At 53.2% G+C, this 16261-nt stretch carries 16 protein-coding genes; 9 read left to right on the plus strand and 7 right to left on the minus strand.

The window, feature by feature from the left end:
• Nucleotides 1–186: 186 nt before the first annotated feature.
• From rpmG to HMPREF1051_RS10335, 3 genes are all read right to left on the minus strand, one after another.
• Complete coding sequence (gene rpmG, locus HMPREF1051_RS10325) at nt 187–342, minus strand: 50S ribosomal protein L33 (RefSeq protein ID WP_003684373.1); 156 nt, start codon at nt 340–342, stop codon at nt 187–189.
• A gap of 28 nt (nt 343–370) precedes the next feature.
• Entirely contained in the window at nt 371–604 is a 234-nt protein-coding gene (gene rpmB, locus HMPREF1051_RS10330) for a 50S ribosomal protein L28 (protein ID WP_002216391.1), read from the minus strand.
• 335 nt (nt 605–939) lie between these two features.
• Nucleotides 940–2262: a M23 family metallopeptidase gene (locus HMPREF1051_RS10335; protein WP_003768289.1), complete on the minus strand. Its 1323-nt coding sequence runs from the start codon at nt 2260–2262 to the stop codon at nt 940–942.
• A 354-nt stretch (nt 2263–2616) separates the two neighbouring features.
• Here HMPREF1051_RS10335 and HMPREF1051_RS10340 point away from each other — a divergent pair, with 354 nt between their 5' ends.
• Both HMPREF1051_RS10340 and ribF read left to right on the plus strand, forming a co-directional pair.
• On the plus strand, nt 2617–3597 hold the full coding sequence (locus tag HMPREF1051_RS10340) for a hypothetical protein (RefSeq protein ID WP_036492970.1): 981 nt from the start codon (nt 2617–2619) through the stop codon (nt 3595–3597).
• Between the two features lie 88 nt (nt 3598–3685).
• Nucleotides 3686–4639 (plus strand): bifunctional riboflavin kinase/FAD synthetase, encoded by a 954-nt coding sequence (gene ribF, locus HMPREF1051_RS10345; RefSeq protein ID WP_003768293.1) that lies wholly within the window; start codon nt 3686–3688, stop codon nt 4637–4639.
• A 273-nt stretch (nt 4640–4912) separates the two neighbouring features.
• Here ribF and HMPREF1051_RS10350 read toward each other — a convergent pair whose 3' ends face one another.
• Nucleotides 4913–5197 (minus strand): late embryogeneis abundant protein, encoded by a 285-nt coding sequence (locus HMPREF1051_RS10350; protein ID WP_231286312.1) that lies wholly within the window; start codon nt 5195–5197, stop codon nt 4913–4915.
• Nucleotides 5198–5452: 255 nt separating this feature from the next.
• Between HMPREF1051_RS10350 and HMPREF1051_RS10355 the strand changes: the two genes are divergently transcribed.
• Nucleotides 5453–6511 carry an AI-2E family transporter gene (locus tag HMPREF1051_RS10355; protein ID WP_003768297.1) on the plus strand — a complete coding sequence of 353 codons (1059 nt, stop codon included), beginning with the start codon at nt 5453–5455 and terminating at the stop codon, nt 6509–6511.
• Nucleotides 6512–7432: 921 nt separating this feature from the next.
• Here HMPREF1051_RS10355 and HMPREF1051_RS10360 read toward each other — a convergent pair.
• The 3 genes from HMPREF1051_RS10360 to HMPREF1051_RS10365 all read right to left on the minus strand — a co-directional run bounded on the left by HMPREF1051_RS10360 (nt 7433) and on the right by HMPREF1051_RS10365 (nt 9962).
• A complete protein-coding gene (locus tag HMPREF1051_RS10360) occupies nt 7433–8998 on the minus strand; it encodes a SulP family inorganic anion transporter (RefSeq protein WP_050901446.1) in 1566 nt (521 codons plus the stop codon).
• 197 nt (nt 8999–9195) lie between these two features.
• Nucleotides 9196–9321, minus strand: a complete 126-nt coding sequence (locus HMPREF1051_RS15490) for a hypothetical protein (RefSeq protein ID WP_003768310.1) — start codon at nt 9319–9321, stop codon at nt 9196–9198.
• The gene (locus HMPREF1051_RS10365) at nt 9288–9962 is read right to left on the minus strand and encodes a carbonic anhydrase (protein ID WP_003768295.1); all 675 of its coding nucleotides are present in this window, start codon (nt 9960–9962) and stop codon (nt 9288–9290) included. Before HMPREF1051_RS10365 ends, HMPREF1051_RS15490 begins: the two co-directional genes overlap by 34 nt.
• A 379-nt stretch (nt 9963–10341) precedes the next feature.
• On the opposite strand from HMPREF1051_RS10365, the gene HMPREF1051_RS10370 reads away from it, so the two are divergent.
• The 6 genes from HMPREF1051_RS10370 (at nt 10342) to HMPREF1051_RS10395 (ending at nt 16025) form a co-directional block, all read left to right on the plus strand.
• On the plus strand, nt 10342–11583 hold the full coding sequence (locus tag HMPREF1051_RS10370) for an aromatic amino acid transporter (protein ID WP_003768287.1): 1242 nt from the start codon (nt 10342–10344) through the stop codon (nt 11581–11583).
• Between the two features lie 105 nt (nt 11584–11688).
• On the plus strand, nt 11689–12153 hold the full coding sequence (locus HMPREF1051_RS10375; RefSeq protein ID WP_003768299.1) for a hypothetical protein: 465 nt from the start codon (nt 11689–11691) through the stop codon (nt 12151–12153).
• A complete protein-coding gene (gmhB, locus tag HMPREF1051_RS10380) occupies nt 12150–12728 on the plus strand; it encodes a D-glycero-beta-D-manno-heptose 1,7-bisphosphate 7-phosphatase (protein ID WP_003761702.1) in 579 nt (192 codons plus the stop codon). Before HMPREF1051_RS10375 ends, gmhB begins: the two co-directional genes overlap by 4 nt.
• A gap of 83 nt (nt 12729–12811) precedes the next feature.
• Entirely contained in the window at nt 12812–13546 is a 735-nt protein-coding gene (locus HMPREF1051_RS10385; RefSeq protein ID WP_003768292.1) for a lysophospholipid acyltransferase family protein, read from the plus strand.
• A 33-nt stretch (nt 13547–13579) separates the two neighbouring features.
• A complete protein-coding gene (locus tag HMPREF1051_RS10390; protein WP_003768283.1) occupies nt 13580–14275 on the plus strand; it encodes a M48 family metallopeptidase in 696 nt (231 codons plus the stop codon).
• A 349-nt stretch (nt 14276–14624) separates the two neighbouring features.
• Nucleotides 14625–16025 carry an L-serine ammonia-lyase gene (locus tag HMPREF1051_RS10395; RefSeq protein WP_003768281.1) on the plus strand — a complete coding sequence of 467 codons (1401 nt, stop codon included), beginning with the start codon at nt 14625–14627 and terminating at the stop codon, nt 16023–16025.
• Nucleotides 16026–16261 lie beyond the last annotated feature (236 nt).

Below are 16261 nucleotides of genomic sequence, written 5' to 3' on the forward strand. Positions count from 1 at the left end.
GCTCAAAGAGAACGATTCTCTAAGGTGCTGAAGCACCAAGTGAATCGGTTCCGTACTATCTGTACTGTCTGCGGCTTCGTCACCTTGTCCTGGTTTAAATTTAATCTACTATACTTGAATCAAATACAAGAAACCAAGAAAAAAACCTCTGTCAGACAGAGGTTTTTTAGTTTTTCAGAAACCGGATTATTTCAATTTGGTTTCTTTGTAGATAACGTGTTTGCGGGCAACAGGGTCAAATTTTTTGATTTCCAGTTTGCCGGGCATAGTGCGTTTGTTTTTGGTAGTGGTGTAGAAGTGACCAGTACCTGCACTTGACTCCAGTTTGATTTTATCGCGCATTGCAGTAATCCTTAATTAACAGTTTAAATTAAGCTTCGCCGCGAGCACGCAAATCAGCCAATACGACGTCAATGCCTACTTTATCAATGGTACGCAATGCAGCGTTAGAAACGCGCAGGCGAACCCAGCGGTTTTCACTCTCTACCCAGAAACGACGTGATTGCAAGTTAGGCAAAAAACGACGTTTGGTTTTGTTGTTGGCGTGTGATACGTTGTTGCCAGACATCGGGCGCTTACCGGTCACTTTGCAAACTCGTGCCATGGTTAGTCTCCAAACTTCTAAAATAGTAAAACGTGATTTATACCATAAAAAGCAGCATTCATTCAAGCTGTTTGATGAAAAAACGATTGTTTTCGAGAATGAGCCCCTTCAATGTTGTTTTCAGGGAACGCTGTTTCTTAAAACGTGACGGGGACGAATTATAGCGGATTTTGTTATCGAATACATTTGTTTATCCCAATCCTCAGCCCGCATATCAAGAATGTGGAAAAGCAAGTTGTAAAAATGTTGATGCGAATAGTCCGTATCAACCGCACCGAACATCAACAAAAAGGTCGTCTGAAATTTTTCAGACGACCTTTGTTCAGACAATCCTATCAGTCCAACTGTGCAACCGATACCGGCAAACCGCGCACTGCGGCAAGCATGGTATTGGCAGTTTTCTGCTGTTGGCGGAACGCTGCCATATTGGTAGGCGTCAGTTTTGGAGTCGGCAATGCAACTGTCGTCGGATTGACCGGCTGACCGTTCACGCGTGCTTCGTAGTGAAGGTGTGGGCCGGTTGAGCGTCCGCTTGTACCGACGAAACCAATCACTTCACCTGCCCGGACATTACCTTCCGCCGGCGTAAATGCACTCATGTGTCCATAAAGCGTCTCGACGCCATTAGAGTGTCTGATCATGACGGTATTGCCATAACCGCCTTTCCAGCCTTTGAAGGTAATCACACCGTCGGCAGATGCTTTAATCGGCGTGCCTGATGGTGCGGCATAGTCAATACCGGTATGCATACGGACGGTATGCAAGACGGGGTGAACCCGGTAGCCAAACGGCGATGAAATACGGGTATAGACAACCGGCTCGATATTGAATCCCTCTTTTTGCTGGAGCGATTTACCGTTTTGGTCATAATAGCTGCCGCTCTCTTCGTCGCCTTTGCCTTGGCTGTAATAATAAGCCTGATAAGTTTTTCCGCCTTTGACGATTTCAGCCGCCAGAATATCGCCGGTACCCATTTGTTGGCCGCGGAAATACATATTGTTGTACAGAAGACGCACGACATCGCCTTCCTGCAAATCCTCCAAACTCAGTACGTCAGAGAAAATTTCGCTGAGTGACTCGCGGATTTCGACAGGTATTTCGGCCTGCGCCATCGCACCGCGTGCGGAAGTCCGTACAACGATAGAGCGCAAAGTCGGCATGACTTTCATATCTACTTCAGAAGTAGACAGCTGCCATTTGCCTTTGACTTTTTCCAACGCGACAAGGTTTCGTTCCAATTCTTCATCGGTAAAGAATTGTACGTCCGTTACCTGACCTGATGAATCGACACGGATGTTGACGGATTGGTTGGCACGCAAATGCTGCATATTTTGATCTGCGCTGTTTTTCGCCATGATCTGTTTGATGTCGGTCTGCGCCACACCCATACGCGCCAAAACGTCGGCAAGGGAATCACCCTGCTGGACAACTTCCTGCGCCCAATAGCTGGACTGGAAATTGTTGGTTTCAACATAAACGGCGGGCAATTCCTCTGAAATCCGCTCCAACGCAATGCCTTGAGGATTGGAAACCGGCTCAGTGACCGCATAGGCAGTCATTACTCCTGACACAGGCAGCAGGATGCCCAACAACGACCAACGTACGGGTTTGTTGTACCAGAAACGGCGCATGAATGAAAATCGAGTTGTTTTAGTCACGCATTATCCTTCAATGCGGTAATAATCACTCTACCACCGCATTTCTTATGTCATTTGAAATTATTGAGTTTAATTGTTTATCTTATCAACCGTGTTTACGGTCTCTCCCAGACAATATATATATCAAGTGAATAAAATAAACAATCAAATTTACTCAGAACCGAGCATGATTATCGGGGCTATTCTTTTGATTTACACCCCTTTTTTCTGAAATTTACGAGAACTTGATTATAACATATGCACACTTCCAACTCAAAAACGCCATCCATCATCCGACCTGATAATGACATTGGTTATTTTGAGTATGTTGTATTTTCTCGCGTAAAATAAGCTTTTTCCGTTCTGACCACCGCCATGAATCTGACGCTTGCCCTCCCCTCTCTCAACCGTCAAAAAGATGAGACACTTTCCCCTCTCCCGCTTCCTGCTTTTAACCAAATCTTGCGATATGGGTTATTACATAAACAAGAAATGAAGCCGTCTGATTTTTATCGCCGGTATTTATGGAAGGGAAGCTTGTTGACCCAAGTCAAAGAGCTGATGGGGATTTCACCGCATCAGGCGGCTGCGTTTGCCAGCCCGATATGGCAGCAAATGGGATTGCACCAAGTCAGCGTAGTCAGCGGTGAACATCTGCAAATCACGAAAGAAGAAGCCGCTCGATTATGTTTGGAACTGTCTGAGTTTTACAGCAAAGAGGGTTGGCATTTTCTGCCTGTCCGTCCCGATTTGTGGCTGATTACTTTGCCATCGGAAAGCGATTGGGGGATTGCGCCGGTATTGGATATCTACGGACAAATCGGTTCGGCGGACCAAGCTGATGGAAAAGACGCCTTACAATGGTTGGGAATGCAGACTGAAATTCAAATGTGGCTGCATCAACACCCGCTCAACGCCGTCCGCACTCAAAACGATACTCCTACAATCAACGGGCTTTGGCTGTGGCAGGATTTAACGGGGCTGCGATCTGCGGACTTCGTCGCTTCCGACAGCATTTGGGCGCAATTTTCAGACGACCCCCGCTTGGATGCACCTTATGATTTTCAGGCTTGGCTGGATGCGGTGGATGAATCGGGTATTCATCCCGCCAACCCCGTCATTTTTCTGGACGACTTGGCTGTTACGGAGCAAACAGGCGATATTCAGACATACCAAGAAATTTTAGAAAGCTGGGAAACCCGCTGGTTTGCCCCGCTTTGGCAGGCAGTCTCGCAAGGTCGTCTGAAAAATCTGTCTATCAGTACCGACGGTGAAAACGGTGGCACTTTACGCATCACGCCGTTTTCAAAATGGAAATTCTGGCACCCGAAAAAAACATTTACCGGCAGATGGTAATGCGCCCGCCCCGCCTCGCCGCCCTGTTTATAGAAACACCAATAACGTTTACAATACGCGACCATTCTACTATTTGCACACACCGCCCATGAAAATCCGACTCGGTCAGCACAATGCACCTGATTTTCCGCAAGGAGCGGCCGTCACTATCGGTAATTTCGACGGCGTACACCTCGGTCACAAACACATCCTGCAAAAACTCAAAAACGAAGCCGATTCGCGCAACCTTCCCGTTATCGTCGTCATTTTCGAGCCGCAACCCAAAGAATTCTTCTCCCTAAAAGCAGGCTTTACGCCCCCATGCCGCATCGCCCCTTTGCGTACCAAGCTGGATTTGTTGAGCGATACCGGCTGTATCGACGCCGTATGGGTGCTGCGTTTCAACCAAGAATTTGCCGATATGAGCGCACAGGATTTCATCGACAAACTGTTGCGTCAAACACTCCACACCCGCTACCTGCTTATCGGCGACGATTTCCGCTTCGGCGCCGGACGCGAAGGCTGTTTCGACTTATTGAAACAGCAAAGCGATATACAAACCGAACGCACGCCTTCCGTCATCGTCGAAGACATCCGCACCAGCAGCACAGCCGTGCGCGAAGCCTTGACAGACGGCAACTTGGCGTACGCCAAAAAGCTTTTGGGCCACGATTACGTTTTGAGCGGCAAAGTCAAGCACGGCAAAAAACTCGGCAGAACCATCAACGCCCCTACCGCCAACATCCAACTTCCGCCCCACCGCTATCCCCTGCGCGGCGTATTCGTCATCGAAGCGGACGGTACATTCGGCACACGGCGCGGCGTTGCCAGCTTCGGACTCAACCCGACCGTCAGCAGCAACAATTCGCAAAAACTTGAAGTCCATTTGTTTGATTTTGAAGGCAATCTCTATGGGCAACGTTTGAAAGTACGTTTCCTGCACAAGCTGCGTGACGAACAAAAATTCAGCAATATCGAAACATTAAAGCGTCAAATCGAACAAGATATAGAAGAGGCGAAACAATGGCAGGAAACGGATTATAGTGGATTAAAATTGCAATGATACGGCGTTGCCAACGCCCTTATGTACTACCCGTACACGGCGGGCGTTGCCGCCTTGTCTCATTTTTATTTTAATCCACTATAAAAGCATCTGCGGCCATTGTCGGATAAAAATGAAAAAGGTCGTCTGAAATCTTTTCAGACGACCTTTTTCACAATATGCAGACATCAGCCTGCGAGATTTCTAATGGCCTAAATTCAAAAAGGACGACAACCGTCAAAACGGTGCGCGGGGAACAAAATCCCTCTTTTAATTCAGTCCACTATATCCTACTTATTTAGCAGCAGGAGCCTGTTCTTGGGCGGCAGAAGGTGCAGTTTCGGTAGTAGTTTTACCTTGACCGGTCAGCGGGCTGGCAGCTTCGGCTTCCGGTGCAGCAGTTTCAGCAGCTTTGTCGGTTTTCAGGTCGTTGGCTTGTTTTTTAGCTTTATTGGCTTTTTTGTGAACGTGTTCTGCTTTAGCGGCTTTGCCGGAAGCAGGTTGGGCCATAGCCACAGGAGCAGCGATCAAACCGGCAGAAACAAGAACGAGGGAGGTCAATTTAGACAATGTTTTCATGTGTAATATCCTTTCGGGAAATTTGTCTGATAAAATCATTCCGTCAAATGCCAAATGGCAATTTGCGTAAAGACAACCGCATAACCACTTGGTGCGATTGAGTTTTTATTGTAACGGTTTGTTTGTAAACCGAAGTCAGCTCGAGCGAAATTGAAATAAAGTTTCAAAAGGAGGGTTAACCCCCTTGTCCTGCTTTATTAATCGCACCTCATAGCTTGATTGTTTAAATTTATATATTTCATGGCATTACATCCGATGATTTTCGAACACCCCCGATTCCGCAATGCATCCTACATCCTGATGGGGCTTGCCCTGCTTGCGGTGCTGTATTTCCACTTTTTGCCGCTTTTGCTCGCCGTGATACTGACCTACGTCTTCATCACCAAGACCAACGGCCTGATTCTTTGGCTGCGCCGCCGTACGCTCGCGCGCAATACGTTTCTGCACAAATCGCTCAACGCGCACAATATCAACCTGATTTCGACCACGCTGACCATAGGCATCGTATTGACGGTTATCCTCCTGATGTCTTTGGGGATTTACCACCTGATTCACGGCGGGCATATCCCCGTGATGCTGACCAAGCTGGCGGCGATTTTGGAAGACACGAAAAACAGCAGCAGCCTGCCGCAGTCGGTTTTGAACATGCTGCCCAACAATACCGCCGAAATCAAAGCCTATGCGGTTAAATTGATTGAAGAATACAGCGCCGCGCTGACGCGCATCAGCAAAAACAGCTTCACCTCGTTCGTGTACATCCTTATCGGCATCATCATCGGCGCGATGCTCAGTTTCCACCGCCTCAACATGCGCAAAAACCGCCGCAAAATGCCGCCCTTCAAGGCAGAACTGGTGCGGCGGATTGTGAACTTCGAAACCAGCTTCGAGCGCGTGTTTCTGGCACAGGTCAAAATCTCACTGATCGATACCGTGCTGACGGGCGTGTACCTTTATCTAATCCTGCCGCTTTTCGGCGTGGAGTTGCCGTTTAAACTAACCGTGTTGGTCATCGCCTTCATCGTCGGGCTGATTCCCGTCGCAGGCAACCTGATTTCCAACACCATCATTATCATCTTGAGCCTCGGCGCGTCTTTATATGTAGCGGTCGCTTCGCTGGTGTTTCTGGTCGTCATCCACAAGCTCGAATACTTCCTGAATGCGAAAATCATCGGTTCGGAAATCGAATCAAGCGCATGGGAACTGCTGGTGGCGATGGTCGTGTTCGAACGGATTTTCGGCGTCGGCGGCATCATCGTCGCACCGGTTTATTATGCGTATCTGAAGAATGAGTTGAAACAGCAGAAGCTGATTTAGATAGTGTTTGAAATATAGATGAAAGGTCGTCTGAAAAGCTCGAAATAGGTTTTTCAGACGGCCTTTTTTCAGTTACAGCAACCTTATTCCTTCCCCCGTCTAGCGGGGGAAGGTTAGGATAGGGGTAGCTTGCGGATATACGGTATAAATGGCAAGAGCCACCCTCTCACCAACCCTCTCCCGCAGACGGGAGAGGGGGCAGATTATCGTGGGAAAGCCCACGCTACGGTTATCCCACAAACAACCAACAACTCCCTAGGTTTCCCAATTTGGCTTCGACGGGTAGCGTGGGCTTTGCCCCGAATCCATCTATTGAAGCGATAATGGATTAAGTCGAATACAAAAGGTCGTCTGAAAACTAATAGGTTTTTCAGACGACCTCTTTCAGTACAGCAACCTGATCCCTTCCCCCGTCTAGCGGGGGAAGGTTAGGATGGGGGTGGCTTGCAGATATACAGCATAAAGGGCAAGAGCCACCCTCTCCCCAACCCTCTCCCGCCGGACGGGAGAGGGGGAGAATTCTCGTGGGCAAAACCCACGCTACGATTGTTATCCCTCAAATCAACACAAAAAATTCCGCTATGGGTTTTCTCCAACTTTAGGCGTTGCCCGACGGTGTAGCGTGGGCTTTGCCCGCGAATCCTGCTGTTTTTTTTAGATATTTCGTCATGTTTCTTTTCTGTCGGACGAAACAGCCGATTCATCAGCCGCCGTCATTCCCGCGCAGGCGGGAATCCAGACTCCAAAAGGCCGCTGCAATTTTTAAAGATTTCCATAGCTTCCAAAACCTAGATTCCCGCCTGCGCGGGAATGACGAAGCCGGTATTTTCCATTTGCATCTGCTAAAGAGGTCGTCTGAAAATCCCCAAACAGGTTTTTTCAGACGGCCTCTTTCTTTTCCTACTCATTCCAACCCGACTTCTAAATACTCGCGCTATGCCCCACCCGCACATGGCTGTGGTGGTCGCGGCCTTCGTGGTCGTAGTCGGATTTGAAGCCTTTAAGTACGACGTCTATGTCGTTTTCCTTGGCAAAGACGTTGGCGAAGTCTTCAATCAGTTCCAATACGTCGCCGGCGATGTAGGACGAGCGTTCGGCGTTGATGGTTACTTTCGAACCCGGGCGGATGTTTTTCAGGGTTTTCTTGATAGCGGCTTTGTTCAGGAACGAGACTTCTTCCGCCAGTTCCAAGCTGATTTCGTCAGCTTCGGCGAGTTCTTCGCGGCTGAGGTAGTAGGCACGTTTCATGTTGCCCTGAAGGATGAAGATGATGCTGATGGCCAGCCCGATGCCGACGCCTTTGAGCAGGTCGAGCGCGACGACGGCGGCGAGGGTGGCGGCGAAGGAGATGAACTGGTACAGCCCTTTATGCCAGAAATGCAGGAGGGTGGTGGGTTTCGCCAGTTTGTAGCCCACCAGCAGCAAGACGGCGGCGAGGGTGGACAGGGGTATCATGTTCAGGATAAAGGGAATCGCCAAAACGCACACCAGCAACAGGACGCCGTGGATAACGGCAGACAGTTTGTGCGTCGCGCCTGCATTGGCGTTGGCGGACGAGCGCACGACGACGGAGGTGATGGGCAGACCGCCGATAAGCGAGCTGACGATGTTGCCTGCGCCCTGCGCGCGCAATTCGCGGTTGGTGTCGGTGATGCGGCGGTGGGTGTCGAGGCGGTCGGCGGCTTCGATGCAGAGCAGGGTTTCAATCGAGGCGACGATGGCGATGGTGATGCCGGTCATCCAGACATAGCTGTTGCCGAAACCTGAAAAGTTGGGCAGCGTGAGCATAGCTGCGGCTTCGCGCCATGTATCGGGGACGGGCAGTTGGACGAGTTGTCCGGCGGGAATGGCAAGGCTGCTGCCGCTGGCGACAAACCATTGGTTCATCAGTATCCCCGCGCCCACGGCAACCAGCGCTGCGGGCAGGGCTTTGATGTTTTTCAACGCGGGGATTTTGTCCCATACGATTAGGATCGCCATCGACACGCCTGCTACCAAAAGAGAACCTGCGTGGATGTCGGCGAACAGGGCGGCAGGGTCGGCGAGGCTGCCGTTGCTGCCCAAGGCGAACGGAATCTGTTTCATGATGATAATCACGCCGATGCCCGCCAACATGCCTTCGATAACGGACACGGGGATGTATTCGGCAAGGCTGCCGGCGCGGATGAAGCCGAGCAAAAGCTGGATGGCGCCGGCGATTAAGCCCGCGCACAGAAACAGCTCGAACGAACCGAGTTCGGTAATCGCGGCAAGGATAATCGCTGCCAAGCCTGCGGCGGGGCCGGACACGCTGATGTGCGAGGTGCTGAGGGAACCGATGACGATGCCGCCGACGATGCCCGCCAACACGCCGGACAACGGCGGCGCGCCTGAAGCAAGCGCGATGCCGAGGCACAACGGCAGGGCGACGAGGAAGACGACCAGTCCGGAAGCGAAATTGGACTTAAACAGGCTGCCCAAAGGCTGTTTTTTCTGCTGGGGTTTCATGGTGAGGGGTACTCCTGATGTGTGTGTGTGTTTGTGTGTGTGTTTTTTATATGGATGAAGCAGGGTTTCGGGAGGGAAAGGCCGTCTGAAAAAATCGGACATAGCGGATAAACTTATTTTTCAACCGCCAGACAAATGCACCCGCCGTCCTTCCCGCGCAGGCGGGAATCCACCTTTGGGAGACGGTTTATCGAGTTTCACAAATATTGTTTATCGTCCGAACGGATTTCCGCCTGCGCGGGAAGGGAGGCAATTTTCCAAGCGATATTTTCAGACGACCTCCGAGCCGTCAACCCGCTTTCTTGCGCGCGTTGACCACCCATTCGGAATCGGTAAGGTCGTAGATTTTTTGAATGTCGGCGAGGATGTTTTTGAAGTCGATGTTCAAATCGATGAGGCGGCCGGTACGCAGGTCGAAGACCCAGCCGTGCACGATCGGGTAGCCGTCGAGCAGGTAACGCTCCTGCACGCACGCCATTTTGATGACGTTGAGGCACTGCTCCTGCACGTTCAATTCGACCAGGCGGTCGTAGCGCAGGTGTTCGTCTTCGATTGCGTCCAGTTCTTCCTGATGCAGGCGGTACACGTCGCGGATATTGCTCAACCACGGATTCATCGTGCCAAAATCTTCGGGCAGCATCGCCGCTTTGATGCCGCCGCAGTTGTAGTGGCCGCAGATGATGATGTGTTTGACTTTCAGGTGCGACACGGCGTATTCGATGGCGGAAGCGGCATTCATGTCCAAACCGTGCACAAGGTTGGCGACGTTGCGGTGCACGAACACATCGCCCGGCTCAAACCCCATCAGCTCTTCCGCCGCGACGCGGCTGTCGGAGCAGCCGATGTAGAGGTATTCGGGATTTTGCCCGTCGGCGAGGTCTTTGAAGTAATCGGGGCATTGCTGCCTCTTCGTTTCCTGCCATTTGCGGTTGTTCTCAAAAATGACTTCGTATGATTGGCTCATGCGGCTTCCTTTCTGCTTGATGTGTCGTCTGTTTTTTTGTTATCGCACCCTGTTTCGGATGCGGCCTCTGTAAGGGTTGCGCATTCTAGGAAGGCAAAATTAGAGAAAAATTAGCCATAAAATGCCGTATAAATATGTAAATTCGGCATTTTCAGGCAAAAGGTCGTCTAAAAACCCTTTTTCAACCCAATCAAACAAAAAAGGAGAAACCGCCGTTTCTCCCTATCTTTCAAAAAATTAAACCGCTCTCATCCACACGCTGCCACCCCGCTCGAAAAACCCCTGCTGTCTGCCATTTCCCCGCAATTTTCAGACGACCTCCTTACCAATCCTTACACTTTACGGCATAATGGCGGACTGTTTTTCCGAGGAGAATTTCATGTCCGTCAAAACCCCGTCGCTATTCGGCGGCGCCATGATTATCGCCGGTACAGTCATCGGCGCAGGCATGCTTGCCAACCCGACCGCCACCTCCGGCGTCTGGTTCACAGGCTCGCTGATTGTGTTGCTCTACACTTGGTTTTCCATGCTTTCCAGCGGTCTGATGATCCTTGAAGTCAACACCCACTATCCGCACGGCGCCAGCTTCGACACCATGGTCAAAGACCTACTCGGACAAGGCTGGAACGTCTTCAACGGTCTCTCCGTCGCCTTCGTCCTATACCTGCTCACCTACGCCTACATCTTCGTCGGCGGCGACTTGACCGCCAAAGGACTGGGCAGCACGTTCGGTATAAAAATCCCTCTGACCGTCGGACAACTCTCCTTCTTCCTGATTTTCGCCACCTGCGTGTGGGCATCCGCCCGCCTGGTGGACCGTTTCACCTCCATCCTCATCGGCGGCATGGTGCTGACTTTCATCTGGGCGACCGGCGGCCTGATTGCCGAAGCCAAACTGCCCGTCTTGTTCGACACCCAAGCCCCGTCCGGTACGCCGTACTGGATTTACATCTCCGCCGCCCTGCCCGTCTGCCTCGCCTCCTTCGGCTTCCACGGCAACGTCTCCAGCCTGCTCAAATACTTCAAAGGCGACGCGCCCAAAGTGGCCAAATCCCTCTGGGCAGGAACGCTGATTGCACTTGTGATTTACGTCCTGTGGCAAATCGCCATCCAAGGCAACCTGCCGCGCAACGAGTTCGCCCCCGTCATCGCCGCCGACGGCCAGGTATCCGTCCTCATCGAAACCCTGTCGAAATTCGTTCAGACCGGCAGCATGGCGGCCATACTGTCTTTCTTCTCCTATATGGCGATTGCTACGTCCTTTCTGGGCGTAACGCTCGGCCTGTTTGACTACATCGCCGACATCTTCAAATGGGACGACGGCTTCGCAGGGCGTACCAAAACCGCAGCCGTTACCTTCCTGCCGCCCCTGGTTTCCTGCCTGCTCTTCCCCACCGGCTTCGTTACCGCCATCGGCTACGTCGGACTCGTCGCCACCGTATGGACCTGTTCCCTCCCGTCCTTATTGCTGCTGCGCTCGCGCCAAAAATTCGGCAAAGGCAAAAACTACACCGTTTACGGCGGCGCATGGCTGATTTACTGGGTCAACCTATTCGGCTTCCTCAACGTCCTAGCATGGGTGTTCAACAAACTCGAACTCGTCCCCGTGTTCAAAGGCTGACAAGCAAATTCGACACCCCGGAGGTCGTCTGAAAACAGATTTCAGACGACCTCTCCCGTTTTCCGTTACAATAAACACCCTCCGAATCACAGCACACGACCGTCCATGTACGACAACATCCGCTTCCACCTAGACGAAGAATATCCCGAAGGCCTGCCGTCCGAAAACGCCGCCACGCATATCGGCATGTACTGGATATGGGCGGCGCAGGCAGGGCTGGCGAATCCCGTTTGGCAAACCGCCCCCGAAAGCGCGGAAGATTTCGCCAATATGCTCAAAGGCAGAACCAGCGGCCGCCGCTTCCTGCTCAAACACATGGACGGCGCGCTCACGCCCGACGACTTCACCGAACAAGGGCAGAAATTCACCTCCTATTACTACGACAATGAAGAAGACGGCTACGGTGCATTTTTAGAAGACTACGTCCGCACCCTCGACACCCCGTCGCTCGGCGGCTTCTACCACGTCCCCAACACCCCCGAAATCTACAAACGCCTCAAACCCGTCTTTCAGGCAGCATTTGAGCAATGGAAAAACCATTTGGCATCCACAGTCGGAGAGCAACCGTGAAACTCATCATCCTCGACCGCGACGGCGTCATCAACCAAGACCGCGACGACTTCGTCAAATCCGTAGACGAATGGATACCCATAGAAGGCAGCATGGACGCCATCGCCTTCCTGACGCAGGCAGGCTACAACATCGCCGTCGCCACCAACCAATCCGGCATCGGCCGCAAATACTTTACCGTCCAAGACCTGACCGAAATGCACGCCAAAATGCACCGCCTCGTCCGTCAGGCGGGCGGCGAAATCGACGGCATCTGGTTTTGCCCGCACACCGCCGCCGACAACTGCGACTGCCGCAAACCCAAGCCCGGCATGATTTACGACATCCTCGAACGCTTCAAAGCCGACCCCGCCGAAACCTGGCTGGTCGGCGACAGCCTGCGCGACCTGCAAGCCATGCACGAGGCCGGCGGCAAAACCGCGCTCGTCATGACCGGCAAAGGCAAGAAAACCCTGTCGCAACAGGAAAAAGAATTACCCGAAAACACCCAAATCTTCGACAGCCTGCTCGCCTTCTCCCAATACATCATGCACGAAGCCGCGCAAGACCGTGCAGACGGACAGGCAAACCCGTAAATACACGAGGTCGTCTGAAACCCTGTTTCGCCCCATTTCAAGCCCAAACAAGATTTCAGACGACCCATCCGACAGGTAGAAACATGCTCCTCATCCGCAACCTGACCTACTGGTTCATCCTCAGCACCAGCCTGATTTTACTTTTCCCCTTCATGCTCCTCGCCCTGCCCGTCCAAGGCGGCGCGCACAAAATGGCGCAAATCTGGGTACGCATCCTCAACTGGTCGCTCAAACACATCATCGGGCTCAAATACCGCCTCATCGGCGCCGAAAATATCCCCGACCGCCCCTCCATCATCTGCGCCAAACACCAAAGCGGCTGGGAAACCCTCGCCCTGCAAGAAATCTTCCCGCCGCAGGTTTACGTCGCCAAACGCGAATTGTTCAAAATCCCCTTTTTCGGCTGGGGCCTGAAACTCGTCAAAACCATAGGCATAGACCGCAGCAACAGCCGCGAAGCCAGCAAACAACTGATGGAACAAGGCATGGCGCGCAAAAACGAAGGCTACTGGATTACCATTTTCCCCGAAGGCACACGCCTGCCGCCCGGCGAAAAAGGCCGCTACAAACTCGGCGGCGCGCGCATGGCGAAAATGTTTGAAATGGACATCGTCCCCGTCTCCCTCAACAGCGGCGAATTCTGGCCGAAAAATTCCTTCCTCAAACACCCCGGCACCATCACCGTCGTCATCAACCCCGTCATCCCCCACAACAGCGGTACGGAAGCCGAATTGATGGCGGAATGCGAAAAACGGATTGAAGCGCAACAACCCCTGATTGAAGGAAAAGGACCGTTTGCCGTCGCAAAGGTCGTCTGAAAACGCAGATTCGCCCCGACACCGACCCAATCCATGTCCCGCCACTACGCCCACACCCTTTCAGACGGCCAGTCCATCCGAATCCGGCTCAAACGCAGCGCCAAGAAAAACCTCATCCTGCGCCCCGTATCCCGCGACACCGTCAGCATCAACGTTCCCCCGTTTGTCAGCCATCGCACCCTCGCCCAATGGCTGACCGACAACGAACCCCTGCTGCGCCGCACCCTCGCCCAGGCCCCGACCGCCGCCGCATCCGCCGACACCCTCCCCGAATGGATTTGGTATCAAGGCGTTCAGACGACCCTGTCCGTCCACAACGGCAGCCACATCCAAATCAGGCCGTCTGAAATCCTGCTGCCCGACAAAGAACCCGCCGCCCAACTGACCCACCTGCGCCGCTTCCTGCACGAACGCGCCCGCGAATACCTGCTGCCGCGCCTCGAACACCACGCCCGCGCCACCGCCCTCATTCCCGCCGCGACCGCCCTCTCCAACGCCAAAACCTTCTGGGGTGTCTGCCGCCACACCACCGGCATCCGCCTCAACTGGCGGCTCATCGGCGCACCCGATTACGTCGCAGACTACATCTGCATCCACGAACTCTGCCACCTGCCCCACCCCGACCACAGTCCGCAGTTTTGGGCAACCGTCAACCGCCTCACCCCGCACACCCAAGCCGCCGAAACATGGCTGAAAGCCCACGGCCGCGAATTGTTTGCATTAGGCTAAAGCGTGCGATACGCCGATACATCAAGGTCGTCTGAAACCCCGTTTCGCCCGTTTCAAGCCCAAACAAGATTTCAGTCGACCCAATCCATGATGGCTACGCGCGGCAAATCATGCCAATCCGTCACAAACCATCCGCCCCACTATCTGCCCGCCCTGCAAAGCAGGATAATGCCGTATACTTTTGCGACGGCAGCCCGCGCATCATCCGTCCGACAAAAAAGGCTAAAATACGCAGACTTTCAGACGCGTGAAAACAAGCCTTAACCCACGCGACACATCAAACCACCCGACAAACAGACAACATCCGCATCCCGCCACACAAACAGCCAACATTGAGGGAAAACACATCATGATCAGCATTTTCGACATTTTCAAAATCGGCATCGGCCCTTCCAGCTCCCACACCGTCGGCCCCATGAAAGCCGCCGCCGCCTTTTCAGACGACCTCAAACAATCAGGGCTGGACGCGCAAACCGAACGCATCGTCATCGACATTTACGGCTCGCTGGCGCTGACAGGACGCGGACACGGCACATTCGACGCCCTCCTGCTCGGCTTGGAAGGCAGCCTGCCGCACGACATCCCCCTCGCCGACATCCCCGACCGTCTCGAACGCATCCGCACGCAACACATCCTCCGCCTCAACGGACGCGAAATCAGCTTCAACCCCGACAGCGACCTGAATATACGCGGCGACCAAGTGTTGCCCAAACACCCGAACGGACTGAATTTCACCGCCTACGGCAAAGACGGCGGCAAACTCAAAGAACAAATTTACTACTCCGTCGGCGGCGGCTTTATCGTTACCGATCAAGAGTTTGACCAACAAGCCGAACAAACGCGCCCGGTCCCCTACCCTTACACCAGCTGCGCCGAATTGCTCGCCCAATGCCGCATGAACCAGCTCGATATTTCCGAAGCCGTGTTGGCAAACGAAGCCGCGCTTGCCGGTTGCAGCGAAGCCGAAATCCGCCGCCGCGTCGCCGGCGTTGCCGACGTTATGGAAGGCTGCATCAAACGCGGGCTGGCGGCAGACGGCGAACTGCCCGGCGGCTTGAACGTCCGCCGCCGCGCCCCGCAGCTCGCCGCCAAACTCAAAGCCCTGCGCGAAACCGAAATCGTCAACACCCAACTTTGGCCTATGGTTTACGCCATGGCGGTCAACGAAGAAAACGCCGCCGGCGGACGCGTCGTTACCGCCCCGACCAACGGCGCAGCCGGCATCATCCCGGCCGTCCTGCACTACTTCCGCAAGTTCAACCCGCACGCCACACAAGAGCGCGTCGAAAACTTCCTGCTCACCGCAGGCGCCATCGGCATCCTCTACAAAACCAACGCCTCCATCTCTGGCGCGGACGTCGGCTGCCAAGGCGAAGTCGGCGTCGCCTGCTCCATGGCGGCGGGCGCATACGCCGAAGTCATCGGCGGCACGCCCAAACAAGTGGAAAACGCCGCTGAAATGGCGATGGAACACCATTTGGGTCTGACCTGCGACCCCGTCGGTGGATTGGTGCAAATTCCCTGCATCGAACGCAACGGCATCGCCGCTGAAAAAGCCCTCAAACTCGGCACCCTCGCCCTGTTGGAAGACGGCACGGACAAAAAAGTCTCGCTCGACGAAGTCATCCAAACCATGTTGCAAACCGGGCGCGACATGAAGTCCACCTACAAAGAAACCTCGCTTGCCGGACTCGCCATCACCCTCCAGAAAAAAGCCGTCCCCGTATCCGTCCGCGTTGTGGAATGTTGAAAACGGAGCAGACAAAAAGGTCGTCTGAACATTTTGTTTTTCAGACGACCTTTTTGATGGATTCGATTCCTGCCGTATGTATAGTGGATTAACTTTAAATCAGGACAAGACGACGAAGCCGCAGACAGTACAGATAGTACGGAACCGATTCACTTGGTGCTTCAGCACCTTAGAGAATCGTTCTCTTTGAGCCAAGGCGAGGCAACGCCGTACTGGTTTAAAGTTAATCTACTATA

This window comes from Neisseria sicca VK64 (genome assembly GCF_000260655.1).
GTDB classification, from domain to species: domain Bacteria; phylum Pseudomonadota; class Gammaproteobacteria; order Burkholderiales; family Neisseriaceae; genus Neisseria; species Neisseria sicca_B.